The following is an 18,578-nucleotide window of genomic DNA, read 5'->3' on the forward strand; positions in this document are numbered from 1 at the left end:
CGTGCGTCACCGCCCTTGCGGGGTCCTGGTCGAGCCGCTGGCGACCCCTTGCCGTCGCCCGCCATCGTTTTCCGGACTCCTGTCGAAATCCTTGCCGAACACCTGCCGCTTTCTTGCCAATCGATGGATCTCCAGCTTGGAAGGCGCCGTTCGCCATGCCAGGATCCCTAGAGGACGGTGTGAGACCAGCCACTTCAAAACCGTCGGTCAGCCATATCCGCAAGCACGATGGGGACCGTTCATGCCTTTACCTCCGACCGCGAACGCGTCAGCCACGACGACCGGTCAGGCTGAGCTCCAACTGAGCGTCCTGGGGCCCATGTCGGCGCGACTGAACGGGCATGACCTGCCGCTCGGCCCGCCACGCCGGCGAACACTGCTGGCCCTGCTGCTCATCCGCCTCGGCCGCGTGGTGCCCACCGAACTACTTGTCGAGGAACTGTGGGGTGACGGAGCGCCCCGTCACGCCGTCGCCACACTCCAGAGCTATGTCTCTCATCTGCGCCGGTCCCTGCACACAAAGGCGGGAACAGGCCAAATTTCGGTGCTACGTCATCGGACGCCCGGTTACGTCCTCGATCTCGATCCCGAACAGGTCGACGCCTGGCGCTTCGAGCGTCTGGTCACCGACGGACGGCGGCTGCTGGAGCAGCGCGATCCGCGCACCGCGCACGCCCGGCTCACCGAGGCCTTGGGGCTGTGGCACGGCTCGCCGTACGCGGAGTTCGACAGCCATCCCCCGCTCAGCGACGAGTGCACCCGACTCGAACAGATCCGGCTCACCGCCGTCGAGTCCCGCGCGGAGGCGCGGCTGGCCCTCGGCGCGGCCGAAGAGGTCGCCGCCGATCTGGACGGGGAGGCGCGCCGTCATCCCACGCGGGAGCGGCTGGTCGGCCACCTCATGACGGCACTGTCCCGGCTCGGGCGGCAGGCCGAGGCGCTTGAGGTGTACGAGCGGACGCGTAGTCATCTGGTCGAGGAGTTCGGCGTGGACACCGCAGCCGAACTACGCCGGGTCAGAAACGCGATCCTGCGCCCGGGGCCGGGAGCGAGCGCCCCCTCGAAGAAGCTGTCACCCACACCACTTGAGTCCACCAGAGCGTCACCTGTCCCGCTCGCGATGAACGAGAGCGGTGACGACGGAGTACAGAACTCCGAGGGCTTCGTGGGCTCCTGGGACGGTAGGACTGCCGTCACGCCCCGGAGGCACGGCACGACGGTGGAAACCAACGACGCCAACGGGACGGACGACGCCGACGCGGCCGTCGAACGCGAGGGGATCACGGGGACCGGCGCGCGCCCGGAGGCGCGAACCGATGTGCCGCCGGGCACGCGGGCGGATGCCGCCGGCACGCAAGCCGGGACAGCCCAGTGGCGGCCTGCACCCGGGCCGGAACACGAGCTCGCAGCCACCCCGGAAGCCGGGAAATCCCCGGAGTCCGAGTCGGGGTGGACGGCTGCCCCTTCGCCGTTCACCGGCCGCAGCCAGGAGCTCGACCGCTTGACGACCGCCGCCGCGAGCGCGGTCGTGGGCCACGGCCATGTAGCCGGCGTCCTCGGCCCCCCAGGAGTCGGAAAGACCCGCCTGCTGCTCGAACTTGCGGCACGTCTGGAGAGCATGGAGGCGCCCGAGAAGGGCTCCAGGTTGGAGGTGGTCTGGAGTCACTGCTTCCCCGGCGAAGGCGTCCCCGCCTACTGGCTGTGGACTCAGATCCTGCGGCGGCTGTCCGCCACCCGGCCGGATGCCTTTCGCGACGCGACGGAACCGTTCGGCGCCCTGCTCGCCCCACTGATGCCCGAGCGGTCGGCGGCCCGGACCGAAGGCCCCAAAGGGGCCTCCGACTGGTTCCAGGCCCGCTTCCTCGCCCACGACGCGGTCTGTGAGGTGTTGCTCGCCCTCGCCGGGCAACACCCGCTCGTGCTGTTCCTCGAAGATCTGCAATGGGCGGACACCGCCTCCCTTGACCTGCTCAGGCTACTGAGCACCCGTTGCCAGGGCCATCCGCTCAGCATCGTGCTCACGACGCGGAAGTTCGAGGCCGAGTCGGACGCAACGCTGCGCCGGATGGTCTCCGACGTGTTGCGCGGCCCCAGGACCGAGACGCTGCAGCTCTGTGGGCTTTCCCTGCAGGCCGTCGGCGCCCTCGTCGAGGCACACGCAGGCTCTGGTGTGGACCCGAAGGTTGTCGAGGTGCTGCACCGGCGCAGCGGAGGCAACCCGTACTTGGTGATGCAGCTTCTCTCTCTCGTGGGCGATGCGCGTAAACTCCGTCGCCCGGATGCGGTCGACGCGCTCCTGGCCCACATTCCCACCGGCGTACGCGAGGCGCTGCGCCAGCGGTTCGCCGGGCTGCCCGAGCCGGTCCTGCGGGTGCTTCGACTGTGCGCCGTCATCGGCGCCGAGGTGGACACCGACCTGTTGCACCGCACCGCCACGCGGGACGAGCCGGTCATCGCGGGTCTTGAGTCGGCCATCCGTGCCGGCCTGCTCGGGGAGGACCCGCACCACCCGGGGCGACTGCACTTCGCTCACGCCCTGGTCCAGGAGACGCTCGTCGACGAGCTCCCCCGTGAGGACCGCCACCGCCTGCACGCCAGGGTCGCCGACGCGCTGAGCGCACGCAGGCGAGGGCAAGTGCAGGACGAGGAGATCGAGCGGGTGGCACATCACAGCTGGCACGCCAGGAGTGCACTGCCCGCGGCCGAGGTGTTGCCTCGGCTGCTGCTCGCCGCGGAACACGCCGAGCAGTCCATGGCGTACGAGCAGGTGGAGATCTGGCTGCGCCGCGCCGTGCACCTGGTCGGCTTCCTACCGCCGGACGATCCCGCCACAGGGAGGTTGGAACAGGACCTGCACATCCAACTCGGCCAGGTGCTCGCCACCACTCGCGGCTACGGCCACCCCGAGGCCGAGACGGCACTGACGCGCGGTCGCGCCCTCAGCACGGCCGCGCATGCCCCCGAGGACCCGTCGGTACTCTGGGCGCTGTGCACCGCGTACCTGGTCACCGGGCGCTACGACGCCTCGCGGCAGTTCTCCGGCCTACTGCGGGACATCTCGCGGCAGACCTGGGAGCCCGTGGCGGCGCTCGGTGCGACGTACGGCGAAGGCATCGTGCTGCATGTGCGCGGAATGCTCCCGCAGGCACTCGCCGAACTGGAGCGCGGCGTCGGCATAGCGGATCGTTTCGCCAACAAGGATCACGGGCTGTCGCGAACCTTCCAGCACGACCCGCGCGTCTCCTGCCGCTCCTACAACACCTTCACCCACTGGCTCCTGGGACACCGGCAGACCGCCGGCGCGCGCCGACGTGAGTTGTTGAGCCTCACTCGGTACGAAAGCAGGCCGTCCGACCGCTCCTTCGCGCTGTACGTGGACGGGGTCGTGGCGGCTTGGGAGGGTGACACCCGCACCGCACTCGCCTCGAGCGACGAAGGCGCTCGCGTTGCGGGCGAACATGGACTTGTCTACTGGAAGGCGATGCTGGGCGTCGTCAAAGGGTGGGGCCTGGCGCACGCAGGAGATCACGAAGATGGCCTCGCCCTCATGCACACCTCGCTGGCCGAATTGGGCCAGTCCAAGACGCACATACGCCACCCGCTCCACCTGGGCCTGTTGGGCCAGGCGCAACATCACGGCGGGCGGATCGAGGAGGCGAGGACCACCTTCCGGAAGCTGCTGGCCGCCGTCGAACAACGCCGCGAGCGCGTGTACCTCCACCCGGCACTGCCCGCGACCCCGCTGCTCCACGAACTGCTGGGCCACGGTGCCGACGAGGCGCTCACGGACCGGGGCCCAGGACGGGACGGGCCCAACTCCGGCCGACGAGCGTGATGGATCCGTGCTCTGCCTCGTCAGTTGCGGACCCACGCCTTACGGCCGATGCCGCTCAGTCCTCGAAGATCGCGACCGCCTGCACGGGACAGGCCATGGGGACGTCGTGCACTCGCGGGTCCCCCGCCCCGTCCTCATGTCCCGGGACCAGGGCGACCAGCGCGTCGTCGTCCTGAGTGAAAACGCCGGGTGCGGTCATGGCGCACTGGCCGGAGCCGATGCACCGGTCGCGGTCGATGGTGATGCGCATGGCGTGGCCCGCCTCCCTTCCTTCCGTTCCTTCCGCCCGGATCCTCACCAGACGACGGGGAGCTCGATCGGGCCCTGAGCGTCGTGTCCGGCCTTGATGGGCACCTCGTCCAGGGGGACCGCCAGCCGCAGGCCGGGGATGCGGGCGAAGAGCCCGCCGAGGGCGATCTCGAGCTCGGCGCGGGCGAGATTCTGCCCCAGGCACTGATGGATGCCGTGGCCGAAGCCGACGTGGTGACGTGCGTTGCGCCGGGCGTCGAAGATGTCGGGGTTCTCGTACGCCTTGGCGTCGCGGTTCATCAGCGTGATGGAGACCAGCACCGCGTCTCCGGCCTTGATCGTCGCGCCGCCGACCTCGATGTCCTCCTTGGCCATCCGGACGATGTGGTCGGAGACGGAGGTGAACCGCAGCAGTTCTTCCACCACTCCTGAGACCGCACCGGGGTCGCGCAGCAGCACGTCGATCTGCTCGGGGTGCTGGATGAGCGTGAGGGCTCCGAGGGCGATGGCGTTGACGGTGGTCTCGTGGCCGGCCACCAGCAGAACCAGCGCGATCATGACCACCTCGTCGTGGTCCAGGTCGCCCTCCTCCAACTGGCGTGCGATCAGCTCGTCCAGCAGACCGTCCTCGGGCTCGGCCTGCTTCCTGCCGACCAGGCCGTGAAGATACGTGTACAGCTCGCCGAAAGCCGCGTCGGCCTCCGCCGACGTCGCGGCGCCCACGAAGTTGCGGGAGCACTCCTCGAAGAAGTCGTGGTCGCCGTACGGGACGCCGAGGAGCTCACAGATCGCCACGGAGGGCACCGGCAGGGCGAAGGCCGACACCAGGTCTGCGCCCGGCCCTTTCGCCAGCATGTCGTCCAAGAGCCGGTCGACGAGGCTCTGAAGCCTGGGGCGGATGGCGTTCATGCGCTTGACGCCGAAGCTGGGGATCAGCATGCGCCGCTGCCGGGCGTGCACGGGGTCGTCGACACCGATCAGGGGGAAGGCGAGCCCGCCGCGGTCCTCGGTGCGCCGGACGACGACAGGGAAGTCCGGGTGACCCCAGTCGGAGGACAGCCGAGGATCGACGAGCAGTGCCCGTCCCTCGGCATGCCCGGTGATCAGCCACGCCGGTCGGCCGTCGAACAGCGTGACCTGCGTCAGCGGGCTCTCGCCCCGCCGTTCCTCGTAGGCCTTCGGCGGCTGGTACGGGCAGGTCCGGTCCTGAGGGAAGGACGGCGCCGGTGACCCGGTGAGGCGGATTTCGGTCTCAGTCATGTCGTGCCTTTCGAACATCGGCAGTGCGGCGTTCATCGGTGCGTGATGGGCTACGGGAAACAGGTTTCGGTCCGTCAGCAAGGCCGTGCGCGGTCCGGTCGGCACCCGGCCGTCCGGCCCCGGCCCCTTGGTCGGGCAAGTGGGCCGCTGTCGCGGGCTCCTCGGGGCCCCGCGGTCGACCGGTAAGCCATCGGAGTACTCGGTGACCGACCGGACGCCGGACGCGTGCCGGGCCACGGAATACGAACCGTCGCCGCGCTCGGTGACGGCGGCCTCGGTGAAGGGGACCGCGCGCCGGCCGTCCGGGGACACGAGCGCCGTTGCGTCGGGCCGTGGCGTGCGGCAAGCGGCTTCGGGGGCAGTCGGTGCGAGGGTCGCGGCAGCGGCGGGAGGGCCACGGCGGCAAGAAGACCGACGTGCTGCGGAATCTCGATGTCCGGCGGCTGTGCGCCCCGAAGCACGTCAGGCGCTGGTGTCGGCGGCCGTGGCCGCCCCCGACGCGAGGCGGCGACGGAAGGCGTGATCAGCGCACGTGGTCCGCGGGCGCTGATCTCCTGCGGGAGTGGGCCGTGGTGCGGAGGTCACCAGGTGACGGGCAGCTCGTGCACGCCGTAGAAGACCATGTCGTGGCGGAAGCGCAGTTCCTCGACGGGCTTGGCCAAGCGCAGACCCGGGAGGCGGCGGAACAGGGTCTCGAAGACGATCTGCAGCTCGATCCGGGCGAGTTGCTGCCCGATGCACTGGTGTGCGCCGAAGCCGAAGGCCAGATGCGGGGCGGGGCGTCGAGTGATGTCGAAACGTTCCGGCTCCTCCACGAAGGCGGGGTCGAAGTCGGCGGCGAGGACGTGCGCGACGACCTGCTCGCCCTTGGCGATGCGCACCCCACCGAGCTCCACGTCCCGGGTGGCGACGCGCTCGCCGCCGAACTGGCCGATGGTGAGGTAGCGCAGCAGCTCCTCGACGGCGTTGCCGACCAGCGACGGGTCCTCGCGCAGCAGGGCCAGCTGGTCGGGGCTGTCGAGGAGCAGCGCCGTACCGAGGCCGATCATGCAGGCGGTGGTGTCGTGGGCCGCTATCAGCAGGGTGCCGGCCGCGTTCATGAGAAACATGTCGTCGACCACACCATCGGGGTCCTCGGTGGTGATCAGCGCCGAGATCAGGTCGTCACCGGGGTTGGCCCGGCGCTCCTGGACAAGCTGGTAGAGCAGCCCGCCCAGGCGCATGCCGGCGGCCTCGGTGGCGGCGGCGTCCTGGTCGACCCGCATCATCGCCTCGGCGATGTCCTGGAACTCCGCCCGGCGCTCGACCGGGACACCGAACAGGTCGGAAATCACCATGGACGGCACCGCGTTGGCGAAGGTCTTCACCAGGTCGACCGGGCCGCCCCGCGCCTCGATGGCATCGAGGTGCTCGTCGACGATGCGCTGGATGTTCGGCCGCAGCGCCTGCATGCGCCGTACGGTGAACTCCTTGGCGAGCAGCTTGCGGTCCGAGGTGTGCTCCGGCTCGTCCTGCCACAACAGGCTGCCGCGGCCGGGCTTCTGGGTGACGACGCCGTCCTGGGTGTGCAGTGCGTGGGGCACCTGGACGCTGAACGAGGAGTCGCGCAGCAGGGCGCGCACCTCCTCGTAACCGGTCACCAGCCACGCCTCGTGGCCGCTGGTGAAGGTGGCCCGGGTCACCGGGGCGGCGGCCCGGATGTCGGCGATACCGTCCGGCGGCAGGAACGGGCAGCTGCGGGCCTTGGGGACGGTGGGCGCGTCGGCGGTGGGCTCGGGCATGACTCTCCTTGCGCTTGTGGGAGGTGGGTTCGTACGACGGGGACGGTCAGGCGGCGGCGAGTTCGAGCGCGATCTCGCCGCGCCGAGGCGCGTTCACGAGGACGGCCATGTTCCCGGGGGGGTGCACGTTGTCGTGCATCATCTGGTGCATGCGCCCGATGTCCTGGAAGCCGTCGCAGACGGACAGACAGGGGTCGAGCATGCCGGCGCCGACGAGGTTGATGACCTCGCGGCACTGGCGAGTGTCGGCGTAGTGCGAGCCCTGGAGGCGCTTGGAGCGCATCCACAGGTGGCGCAGGTCGACGTCTCCGTTGTAGCCGGAGGTGCCACCGCAGATCACCACCATGCCGGCGTTGTCGCACAGGTACATCGAGGTCGGCAGGCTGTCCTGGCCGCTGTGCTCCAGCACGATCCGCGGGGACTTGCGCTCACCGAGGATCTCCCAGACCTTCTTGCCGACCCCGCGAGCGCCGCGCAGGAACCGCGCCGACGCCTCGGCGTCCCCGGCATCGGGCAGTCGGCCCCAATGATCGAAGTCGCGACGGTTGACGGTGCCCGCCGCCCCGAGACGGCGGCAGTACTCGGAGCGGTCCTCGCTGGAGACCACGGCGATCGGAATGCCGCCGGCCAGCCTGACGAGCTGGATGGCCATCGAGCCGAGGCCGCCCGCACCACCCCAGATCAGGACGGGGTCGCCGGGGCGGACCGTGTTGCCCTGCCAGCCGAACAGCTGCCGGTAGGCGGTGGGCCCGGTGAGCAGGAAGGCCGCCGACTCCTCCCATGACAGATGGGCGGGCTTGGGGTGGCACTGGTATTCGTCGACACGGCAGAACTGCGCGAAGGAACCGTAGTTGGTCTCGTACCCCCAGGCCTTGATGCTCTCCGAGACCAGTGGATCCGTGCCCATCCGGATGTCCGCGGCGGCCTCGTCCCACTGGCCGCTGGTGAGCAGCACGTGGTCCCCCACCGTGACGCTGCGGACGCCCTCGCCGACGGCCCACACCACGCCGGAGGCCTCCGAGCCTCCGATGTGGAAGTCCTCGGGCTGGCCCTGGCGCTGCCGCATCCCGATGACGTCGACCGGCTCGCCCAGCGAGGACCACACGTTGTTGTAGTTGATGCCGGCGGCCATCACGTAGACCAGCACCTGGCCCCGACCCACCGCGGGGGTGTCGACGACCTCGGTGCGGAACGCCTGCTTCGGCTCTCCGAAGCGGTTCTGGCGGATCACCGAGGCATACATCTGCCGCGGGACCTCACCGAGCGGCGGTGTCTCGCCTATCTCGTAGAGAGCTTTCGTCATGATTCCTCTCCCACATCTGCTCTGTCCGGGTCTGGGGTACTCGCGGTGGACGCGGGCCGGTCATGCGGTCGTTGCGTCCGCAGGTGCTACGGGGCCGGACGCATCGGTGACGGCGTCCGCCAGCCAGGAATCCACCGCCGCCGCGGTGGTGCCGGCGTGGTCCTCCAACATCGAGTAGTGGTTTCCGGTCACTTCGACGATCGTGTCCACGTGCTCGGGCGGTGCCGCGCGCCCGTCACCGTCACCGGCGCCGGCCAGCATGGGCTCGCTCGCCCGTACGAGCAGGGTCGGCGCGGCGATCTGCGGCGCGGCCCAGTCGTCGAACAGGCGCATATAGCGGCCCATCGCGGTGAGCTGTTCGCCGCCGGACCTCATGAAGTCCAGGCGCTGCGAGTGCGCCTGGGCCATCGCGTTGAGCACCTGGTGGTCGAAGGGGACCTCGCGGCTGAAGCTGTCGACCATCACCACGGCCGCCGGCCGCTCCCCCATGGCTTCCAGGTGTGCCGCCACGCCGTGGGCGATCCAGCCGCCCGAGGAGTAGCCGAGCAGGACGGCCGGCTTTCCGCCGGCACACTCCCGTACGGTCTGCGCGTGCAGCCGGAACACGACGTCCGGGTCGGACGGGACCGGCTCGCCCTTCTCGTAGCCGGGGTGGACCAGCGCCCACACGTCCAGCCGGTCGCGGAAGGGTGCGGCGAACCGCGCGTACTGGTGCGCCCCGGCCGGTACGACGTACGGCGAGAAGCACATCAGCGCGAGGGGATGGTCGCCTTGCGACAACCGCACCGGGGCGGGCCGCCGGTCCAGTTCCTCGGGCCGCTCGAACGACGGCCGGAAGCGGGCCGCCTCCATCAGCATCCCCATGGCCTCGGCGGCCGTCCCGTTCTCGCTCGCGTGCCGGTAGAGCTGGACCAGCATGTCGGCGGGCCGTTCCTCCGCCGCGGCGCTGCCGGTGCTCTGGAGCCGCGTCAACAGGTGCTTGGCGAGCCTGGCGGGCGTGGGATGGTCGAAGGCCAGTCCGGAGGGCAGGCGCAGACCGGTCGCCGCCGACAGTCGCCGACGCAGGTCGATCGCGGTGAGCGAGTCGAAGCCGAGCTCCAGGAAGTGCGCGGTGGGCAGCACGTCCTCGGCCGACGCGTGCCCGAGGACCACGGCGCTCTGGGCGCGGACGTGTTCCAGCAGCCGCTCCTCCTGCTCGACCGGGGCGAGAGCGGCGAGCTCGGTCGCCAGCGCCGCTCCGGCGCTGGTCCCCTCGCCGACGGCCTGCTCGGCCTCCAGGAGCCGCTGTACGTCGGGCAGGTCGGCCAGCAGCGGGCTGGGCCGTCCCACGGTGAAGGCGGGCAGGAACTTCTCCCAGTCGATCGGGGCGACGGTGAGGGCCGCCTCGTCGTGCTCGACGGCCTCGCGCAGCGCGGAGATCGCGAGCTCGGGGGCCATGACGCCCAGGCCCCGCCGCTCGCCGCGCTCCTGGACCGCGTCGTCGACCATGCCGCCGCCCGCCCAGCCGCCCCAGGCGACCGAGGTCGCGGTCAAGCCGCGGGCCCGCCGCCGCAGTGCCAGGGCGTCGAGGAAGGCGTTGGCGGAGGCGTAGGAGGCCTGCCCACCGCTGCCCCAGACGCCGGCACCGGAGGCGAAGAGGACGAAGGCGTCCAGCTCACGGCCGTCGAGCAACTCGTCGAGGTGGATGGCGCCGGTGACCTTGGAGGCCGCGGCTTCGGCGAACTCGTCGAGACCGGCGTCGGCCAGCATGGACGACCGTGCCGTGCCGGCGGCGTGCAGCACCGCGGTGAGCGGGTGCCGGGACTCGATGCCGGCGAGTAGCCGCGCGACCGCAGCGCGGTCGGCCATGTCGCAGGCGGCGATGGTCACTTCGGCGCCCAGGGCGGTCAGCTCCGCGTGCAGTTCCTGCGCACCGGGGGCGTCAGGCCCGCTCCTGCTGGTGAGCACCAAGTGTTGCGCGCCCGCGCCGGCCAGCCAACGGGCCAGGTGCCGGCCCACGCCGCCGGTTCCGCCGGTAATCAGGACGGTGCCGCGAGGCTTCCACGGTGTCGCGGACTCCTCGTCGGCGGGCCGCGCCCGGACCATGCGCCGGCCGTACACGCCGTCGACACGCACGGCGAGTTGATCCTCGTCGTGCTGGGCCAGCACTCCGGCCAGGCGGCGCAGCGCGTGCTCGTCCAGCTCCTCGGGCAGGTCGACGAGACCGCCCCAACGCCGGGGCAGTTCCAGTGCGGCGACGACGCCCAGGCCCCAGAGCTGTGCCTGGCCGGCGTCGCGCAGTGGGTCGGTGACTCCGGTGGACACGGCTCCGCGGGTCGCACACCACAGCGGTGCCTGGACGTCCACGTCGCCCAGCGCCTGCAGCAGGGTGACGGTCGTGGCGAGGCTCGCGGACAACGTGGGGTGGGCCGGGTGGCAGCCGGGGGCGAGGCCGAGCATCGACAAGACACCGGCGGGCTGTTCGCCGCGGAGTTCCTCGGCGAGCCGCTTCGCGGCCTGCGATCGGTCGCAGTCGACAGGGAGTTCGACGACCCGCACCTTGGCGCCATGGGCGGCGAGCACGCCGACGACGCAGGGCGCCCACTGCTCGTCCGCCAGTCCGGCGGGGAGGACAGCGAGCCACAGACCGTTCAGGCCGGGGGCCGCGTGGTCGGTCAGTCGCCGGAAGGAGACGCGGTAGCGCCAGCCGTCCACCGTGGACTTCTCGCGGCTGCGCCGACGCCACGCGGACAGTACCGGCAGCGCCGGGCCGACGAGGGCGGCGTCGTCCGCCCCGAGTTCATCGGCGAGCCCGGAGAGGTCCGTGTTCTCCACGAGCTCCCAGAATCCGGCCTCGACCGGATCGGTGCCCGCAGGCACCGGGTCGGCGCTCTCCAGCCAGTACCGCTGTGGCTGGAACGCGTACGTCGGCAAGTCCACGCGCCGTACCGGACGCCCGGCAAAGGGGGCCGTCAGGTCCACGTGCACGCCACTCACGTGCAGTTCGGACACGGAGCGCAGGAAGCGGTCCATGCCGCCCTGGCCCCTGCGCAGCGAGGAGCCGGTCACGGCGTCGGCACCGGTCTCCTCCGCGATCTCCTGCACCGCGTCGGCCAGCAGCGGGTGCGGGCTGCACTCGACGAACACCCCGTGCCCGTCCGCCAGCAGCGTCCGTACGGTCCATTCGAACTCCACCGTGTGCCTGGCGTTGCGGTACCAGTACTCGGCGTCGAGGGTGGTGGTGTCCAGCACCGTGCCGGTCACCGTGGAGTAGTACGGGACCTCCGCCGCGCCCGGCGCGACCGGGGCCAACAGGTGGAGCAGTTCGGGGCGCAGGCTCTCGACCTGGGTGGAGTGCCCGGCGCCGGTGGCGCCGCGGACCTTGCGCACGCGCACGCCCTCGGCTTCGAGTTCCGCCAGGAGTTCGTCGACCGCGTCGGGCTCTCCGGAGACGGTCAGGGCCGCGGGCCCGTTCACGGCGGCGACCGACAGCCGGTCCCCGTACTTCTCCAGCCTCGCTCGGACCCGTTCGGCCGGCATGGCGATCGCGAGCATCGCGCCCTTGCCGATGAGCTTGGTCAGCGAGCGGCTGCGCAGGGCCACGATCCGCGCCGCGTCGTCCAGCGTCAGCGCGCCCGCGACGTACGCGGCGGCGACCTCGCCCTGCGAGTGGCCGACGACGGCGGCAGGCGTCACACCGTAGGAGCGCCACAGGGCGGCCAGCGACACCATCACCGTGAACAGCGCGGGTTGGGCGACCTCCACGTCGGCCACGTCCGGCGCATCGGGCTCGGCGCGCAGGACGTCGAGCAACGGCCAGTCGAGGTAGGGGGCGAACGCCTCGGCGCAGGCCTTGGCCTGCTCGGCGAAGACCGGGGAAGTGTCCAGCAGTTCACGCGCCATCTCGGTCCACTGCGAGCCGTGACCGGGGAAGACGAAGGCGACCTTGCCGGAGGCCGAGGCGGTGCCCTGGACCACGGTGTCCGCGGGTTTGCCGTCGGCGAGCGCCGCGAGCCCGGCCCGCAGCTCGTGCCGGTCCTGGCCGACGACCACGGCCCGCTGCTCCAGTTGCGTCCGCGTGGTGACGAGGGCGCGGCCGACGTCGGGCAGGGTGAGCCCTTCGGTGCGGTCGAGGTGGTTCAGCAGCCGGCGCGCCTGTTCGCGCAGGGACCGGTCGGTCTTCGCGGACAGCGCCCACGGGAACACGTCCAGGGGCTGGGCGGCGGTCGCGTCCTGCGCTGCGGGGGGCTGCTCGACCTCGGCGGCGGTCGCGGTCTGCGGGGCCTGCTCGATGATGGTGTGCACGTTGGTGCCGCTCATCCCGAACGAGGAGACGGCCGCACGCCGTGGCCTGTCCTGGTCGGGCCAGGCGGTCTGCTCGGTGAGCAGGCGCACGTTTCCTCCGGCCCAGTCGACGTGCGGGGTCGGCTCATCGACGTGCAGCGTCTGCGGCAGGATGCCGTTGCGGATGGCCATCACCATCTTGATGACGCCGCCGACGCCGGCGGCCGCCTGCGTGTGGCCGATGTTGGACTTCAGCGAGCCGAGCCACAGCGGACGGCCCTCGGAACGCTCCTTGCCGTACGTCGCCAGCAGGGCCTGTGCCTCGATCGGGTCGCCGAGCCGGGTTCCGGTGCCGTGGGCCTCGACGGCGTCCACTTCGTCCGGGGCGAGCCGGGCATTGGCCAGCGCCTGCCGGATGACCTGCTGCTGGGCCTTGCCGCTGGGCGCGGTCAGGCCGTTGGACGCGCCGTCCTGGTTGACCGCGCTGCCCCGCACGACGGCCAGGACCTCGTGCCCGTTGCGGCGGGCGTCGGACAGCCGCTCCAGCAGCACCAGGCCCACGCCTTCGGCGAAGCCGGTGCCGTCGGCGGACGAGGAGAACGCCTTGCAGCGGCCGTCGGCGGACAGCGCGCGCTGTCGGCTCGACATCGTGAACGCGGACGGTCCGGCCATCACCATCACGCCGCCGGCCAGTGCCATGGAGCACTCGCCGCCCCGCAGCGCCTGCATGGCGAGGTGGAGGGCGGTCAGCGAGGACGAGCACGCGGTGTCGACGGTGACCGACGGGCCCTGCAGGCCGAAGGTGTAGGAGAGCCGGCCGGAGATCACGCTGGCCGCGTTGCCGCTGGGGATGTAGCCCTCGACGCCGTCGGGCACCTTGAGCGGGCGGCCGGTGTAGTCCTGGTAGCCGGAGCCGACGAAGACGCCCGTGGTGGTGGAGCGCATCGCGTGGGGGGCGATCCGGGCGCGCTCGAAGGCCTCCCAGGTGGTGTCCAGCAGCAGGCGCTGCTGGGGGTCCATGGCGACGGCCTCGCGCGGGCTGATTCCGAAGACCGCGGGGTCGAACTCGTCCGCGTCGTGCAGGAATCCGCCCTGGGTGGTGTACGTGGTGCCGGGGTGGTCGGGGTCCGGGTGGTAGAGCGCCTCGACGTCCCAGCCACGGTTGCCGGGGAAGCGGGAGATCGCGTCGCGGCCGGAGGCGACCAGCTCCCACAGGTCCTCGGGCGAGCGCACGCCGCCGGGGTAGCGGCAGGCCATCCCGATGATGGCGATCGGCTCGTCCAGCACCGCTGCGGTCGCGGCCGCCGCGACCGCCTCGTGTTGGCCACCGGTGAGTTCGGCGAGCAGGTGGGCGGCGAGGTCCGCGGCCGTGGGGTGGTCGAAGATCAGCGTCGCGGGCAGGGAGAGGCCGGTGGCCTTGTTGATCCGGTTGCGGAGTTCCACCGCGGTCAGGGAGTCGAAGCCGATGTCCCGGAAGGGCCGGTCGGCCTCGACGGCGCCCGCCCCGCGGTGGCCGAGGACGGCGGCGGCGTGCGTGCGCACGAGGTCCACGAGGGCGCGTGCGCGGTCTTGGTGCGACAGCGCGGCCAGGCTCTCGGCGAGCGCACCGGAGCCGTGGCCCGCCGCGGGGGTGTCCACCGCGAGCGCCGCGCGCACCTCGGGGAGGTCGCCGAGCAGCGGGCTGGGTCGGCCGAGGGTGAACGGCACGATGAAGCGCGACCAGTCCACGTCGGCCACGGTCAGCAGGGTCTCGTCGCGGTCCAGCGCGCGCTGCAGGGAGGTGATCGCCGATGCGGGGGTCATCGCGCGGAGGCCGCGGCGGCGCAGCCGCTCCTCGTCGTCGCCGTCCGCGACCATGCCGCCGTCGGCCCAGGGGCCCCAGGAGACCGCGGTCGCGGTGAGGCCGCGGTCCCGGCGCTGCCGGGCGAGACCGTCGAGGAAGGCGTTGCCGGCGGCGTAGGCGGCCTGGCCGCCGCTGCCCCAGACACCGGAGATGGAGGAGAAGAGGACGAAGGCGTCGAGCTCCTGATCGCCCAGCAGCTCGTCCAGGTGGGCCGCGCCGCCGACCTTGGCGGCGAGCGCGGCGGCGAAGGCAGCGGGGGTGGTGGCGTCCACCGTGCCGGCGTCGGCGACCCCGGCGGCGTGTACGACGGCGGTGAAGACGTGCTGGGCGAGCAGGGCCGCTACGGCGTCGCGGTCGGCCACGTCGCAGGCGGCGAACGTGACGCGGGCGCCGAGGACCTCCAGCTCGTCCCGCAGAGCGGCGGCGCCCGGGGCGTCCGCGCCCCGGCGGCTGGTGAGGACGAGGTGTTCGGCGCCGCCGCGCGCCAGCCAGCGGGCGACGTGGCCGCCCAGCGCGCCCGTACCACCGGTGATGAGGACGGTGCCGCGAGGCTGCCAGCGGCGGGTGGCCGCCCGTGCCGGTGCGTGGGCGAGCCGCCGGGCGAAGACACCGGAGGCGCGGACAGCGAGCTGGTCCTCCTCCCACCGGCCCGTCAGCGCCTGTTCCAGCACGTCGGCCAGGCGTACGGCGGCCTGGTCGTCGACGGACTCCGGCAGGTCGATCAGGCCGCCCCAGCGCCGGGGAAGCTCCAGGGCGACGGTGCGGCCCAGGCCCCAGACCTGGGCGTGCCGGGCGTCGCGTACGGCGTCGGAGCCGCTCACGGCCACCGCGCCCGAGGTGAGGCACCACAGCGGGGCGTCGACGCCCGCGTCGCCCAGGGCCTGGACGAGCAGCAGGGTGGGCAGCACGGGGTCGCCGTTGACGAGCAGGGACAGCACGCCGTCGACCGGCCCGATTCCGGCAAGCTCCCCGGCGAGACCGGCGCGGTGGCTCGCCGCGTCGACGACCAGCGTCTTCAGAGTGGCGCCGCGGGCGGTGAGCGCGGTGCGGACCGCGGCGGTCTGCTCGTTCTCCTCCGCCGGCACGGCCAACAGCCAGGTGCCGCCGATGCCGGCCGGACCGAGCTCGCCCAGGCGCTTCCACGACTCGCGGTAGCGCCGGTCGTCGACGGTGGACTGCTCCTTGCGCTGCCGCCGCCACGACGACAGCCTCGGCAGCACGTCACCGAACGTGTCCCCTGCGCCGATGTCCAGGGTCTCGGCGAGGGCCTGCAGGTCCCCGCGCTCCACGGTCTCCCAGAACTCCGCGTCCACCGGGTCCGCTTCGGCGGCGGCGGATTCCGGGGCGTCGACCCAGTACCACTCGCGCTGGAAGGCGTAGGTCGGCAGGTCGGTCCTGCGCGCGCCGGCGAAGAACGAGTGCCAGTCCACGGACACGCCGTGCGTGTGCAGATGGGCCAGCGCGGTCACGACGGCCTGCCGCTCGGGGCGGTCGGCCCGGAGTACGGGGACGGTGACGATGTCGTCCGCACAGCCCTGTGCCATGCCGCTCAGCACACCGCCCGGACCGATCTCGATGAAGGTCTTCACGCCCAGGTCGTGCAGGGTGCGGACGCTGTCGGCGAAGCGGACGGTCTCGCGCACGTGCCGGACCCAGTACTCGGGGGTGTAAGCCTCGACAGGCTGACCCGTGAGGTTGGAGACGACGGGGAGCTGCGGCTGCTCGAAGGCCAGGCCACGGACGACCTCGGCGAACTCCGCCAGCATCGGGTCCATCAGCGGCGAGTGGAACGCGTGACTGACCTTCAGCCGGGACGTCTTACGGCCCTGCTCGGCGAAGCCCGCGGCAATCGCCAGGGCCGCCGTCTCGTCACCCGAAACCACCACCGACGACGGGCCGTTGACCGCGGCAATGCTCACCCCGTCGGTGAGGTGGGGCAGGACTTCCTCTTCGGTGGCCTGCACGGCGACCATCGCGCCGCCCGCGGGCAGGGCCTGCATCAGCGCGGCCCGCGCGGACACCAGCTTCGCCGCGTCGTCGAGGGACAACGCACCGGCCACGTGCGCGGCGGCGATCTCGCCCACGGAGTGGCCCACGACGAAGTCGGGCCGTACGCCTAAGGATTCGAGGAGCCGGAACAGGGCCACCTCGACCGCGAAGAGCGCGGGCTGGGTGCCCCCGGTCCGGTGAAGCGTTTCGGCATCGACGTCGACCGGGGCATCCAGGTGCGCGCACACCTCGTCGTAGGCCGCGGCGAAGACGGGGTACGCCGCGTACAGCTCGCGCCCCATGCCGATGCGCTGCGAGCCCTGCCCGGAGAAGAGGAAGCCGGTCTTGCCGCCGGCCGGGCGCCCCAGCAGCACACGGGACGAAGGGGTCCCGGTGGCCAGGTCCTCGAGCCCGCTGAGGAGTTCCTCCCGGTTGTCCCCCACGACCGCGGCCCGGTGACGCATGGCGGCGCGGGTCGTGGCCAGCGACAGCCCGATGTCCTGCGGCCGGACCTCGCCCCGTGCCGAAGGCCGCAGCCGGGCCGCCTGGGCCCGCAGCGCCGCGTCGCTCCTGGCGGAGAGCACCCACGCCAGGGGGCCGTCGACGAGAGCCCCTGCGGGCCCCTCGTCCTGGGCCGGCGGGGCCTGTTCGATGATGGTGTGGGCGTTGGTGCCGCTGACGCCGAAGGACGACACGGCGGCCCGACGCGGGTGATGGGTCTCCGGCCACTCCACGGCCTCGGTCAGCAGCCGCACCGCGCCCGCCGACCAGTCCACGTGCGGCGTCGGCTCGTCCACATGCAGGGTCTGCGGGAGCACTCCGTGGCGCATGGCCATGACCATCTTGATGATGCCGCCGACACCCGCGGCCGCCTGCGAGTGACCGATGTTGGACTTCAGCGAGCCCAACCACAGCGGCCGGTCCTCCGTCCGCTCCCGGCCGTAGGTGGCGAGGAGCGCCTGCGCCTCGATCGGGTCGCCCAGCGTCGTGCCCGTGCCGTGCGCCTCGACGACGTCGATCTGGGCGGGAGACAGGCCGGCCGATGCCAGGGCCTGGCGGATGACCCGTTGCTGCGCGGGGCCGTTCGGCGCGGTCAGACCGTTGGACGCACCGTCCTGGTTCACGGCGCTCCCCCGTACCACCGCAAGGACCTCGTGGCCGTTGCGCACGGCGTCGGACAGCCGCTCGACCAGGAGCATGCCGACGCCCTCGGCCCAGCCGGTGCCGTCGGCGCCGGCACCGAACGCCTTGCACCGCCCGTCAGGGGCCAGCCCGCGCTGGCGACTGAACTCCACGAACGCGGTAGGCGTGGTCATCACCTGCACGCCGCCGGCCAACGCCATGGAACACTCGCCGTTACGGAGGGCCTGGATCGCCCAGTGCAGGGCCACGAGCGACGACGAGCACGCCGTGTCCACGGTGACGGCCGGGCCCTCCAGGCCGAAGGTGTAGGCGATACGACCGGACATCACACTGGCGGAGTTGCCGGTCCCGAGATGACCGTCGGACTCGCCACCCACCCCGACCAGGAGGTTGACGTAGTCCTGGTAGCCGGAGCCGACGAAGACTCCGGTACGGCTGCCGCGCACCGACTCCGCGTCGATGCCGGCCCGCTCGAACGTCTCCCACGTGGTCTCCAGCAGCAGGCGCTGCTGCGGATCCATCGCCACGGCCTCCCGCGGGCTGATCCCGAAGAACCCCGGGTCGAACTCCCCCGCCTCGTACAGGAATCCACCGCGACGCGCGTACGTCTTCCCCCTCGCATCCGGGTCCGGGTCGTAGATGCCCTCAACGTCCCAACCCCGATCCGCCGGGAAGTCCCCGACCGCGTCACCACCGGCGGCCACCAGGTGCCACAGGTCCTCCGGCGAACGCACCCCGCCCGGATACCGGCACGCCATACCGACGATCGCGATGGGGTCGTCGTCCTTCTCCTCGACCTCACGAAGGCGCTCACGCACCTGACGAAGGTCCCCGGTGACGCGCTTGAGATACTCGAGAAGCCTGTCTTCTTTGCTGCTCATCCGCCTCATCCGTCCTCGGCTGTCGTTAAAG

At 71.9% G+C, this 18,578-nt stretch carries 6 protein-coding genes; 1 reads left to right on the plus strand and 5 read right to left on the minus strand.

Annotation, left to right across the window (positions count from 1 at the left end):
• Nucleotides 1–319: 319 nt before the first annotated feature.
• The gene (locus tag SAVERM_RS02560) at nucleotides 320–3,835 is read left to right on the plus strand and encodes an ATP-binding protein (protein WP_078958569.1); all 3,516 of its coding nucleotides are present in this window, start codon (nucleotides 320–322) and stop codon (nucleotides 3,833–3,835) included.
• A gap of 55 nt (nucleotides 3,836–3,890) precedes the next feature.
• Here the strand turns inward: SAVERM_RS02560 and SAVERM_RS02565 are convergent, their stop codons facing one another.
• The 5 genes from SAVERM_RS02565 to SAVERM_RS02585 form a co-directional block, all read right to left on the minus strand.
• Nucleotides 3,891–4,085 (minus strand): ferredoxin, encoded by a 195-nt coding sequence (locus SAVERM_RS02565; RefSeq protein WP_010981848.1) that lies wholly within the window; start codon nucleotides 4,083–4,085, stop codon nucleotides 3,891–3,893.
• A gap of 44 nt (nucleotides 4,086–4,129) precedes the next feature.
• A complete protein-coding gene (locus tag SAVERM_RS02570; protein WP_042494178.1) occupies nucleotides 4,130–5,344 on the minus strand; it encodes a cytochrome P450 in 1,215 nt (404 codons plus the stop codon).
• 581 nt (nucleotides 5,345–5,925) lie between these two features.
• Nucleotides 5,926–7,125 (minus strand): cytochrome P450, encoded by a 1,200-nt coding sequence (locus SAVERM_RS02575; protein ID WP_010981850.1) that lies wholly within the window; start codon nucleotides 7,123–7,125, stop codon nucleotides 5,926–5,928.
• Nucleotides 7,126–7,171: 46 nt separating this feature from the next.
• Nucleotides 7,172–8,428 (minus strand): crotonyl-CoA carboxylase/reductase, encoded by a 1,257-nt coding sequence (gene ccrA / locus SAVERM_RS02580; RefSeq protein WP_010981851.1) that lies wholly within the window; start codon nucleotides 8,426–8,428, stop codon nucleotides 7,172–7,174.
• Between the two features lie 60 nt (nucleotides 8,429–8,488).
• Nucleotides 8,489–18,547, minus strand: coding sequence for a type I polyketide synthase (locus tag SAVERM_RS02585; protein ID WP_010981852.1), 10,059 nt, complete (start codon nucleotides 18,545–18,547; stop codon nucleotides 8,489–8,491).
• Nucleotides 18,548–18,578 lie beyond the last annotated feature (31 nt).

It is taken from the genome of Streptomyces avermitilis MA-4680 = NBRC 14893 (assembly GCF_000009765.2).
Classification (GTDB): Bacteria; Actinomycetota; Actinomycetes; order Streptomycetales; family Streptomycetaceae; genus Streptomyces; species Streptomyces avermitilis.

Bases quoted from the DNA above. Each gene is read 5' to 3' on its own strand.
- SAVERM_RS02560 (WP_078958569.1), top strand. From the start codon at position 320: ATGTCGGCGCGACTGAACGGGCATGACCTGCCGCTCGGCCCGCCACGC.
- SAVERM_RS02565 (WP_010981848.1), bottom strand. From the start codon at position 4,085: ATGCGCATCACCATCGACCGCGACCGGTGCATCGGCTCCGGCCAGTGC.
- SAVERM_RS02570 (WP_042494178.1), bottom strand. From the start codon at position 5,344: ATGACTGAGACCGAAATCCGCCTCACCGGGTCACCGGCGCCGTCCTTC.
- SAVERM_RS02575 (WP_010981850.1), bottom strand. From the start codon at position 7,125: ATGCCCGAGCCCACCGCCGACGCGCCCACCGTCCCCAAGGCCCGCAGC.
- ccrA (WP_010981851.1), bottom strand. From the start codon at position 8,428: ATGACGAAAGCTCTCTACGAGATAGGCGAGACACCGCCGCTCGGTGAG.
- SAVERM_RS02585 (WP_010981852.1), bottom strand. From the start codon at position 18,547: ATGAGCAGCAAAGAAGACAGGCTTCTCGAGTATCTCAAGCGCGTCACC.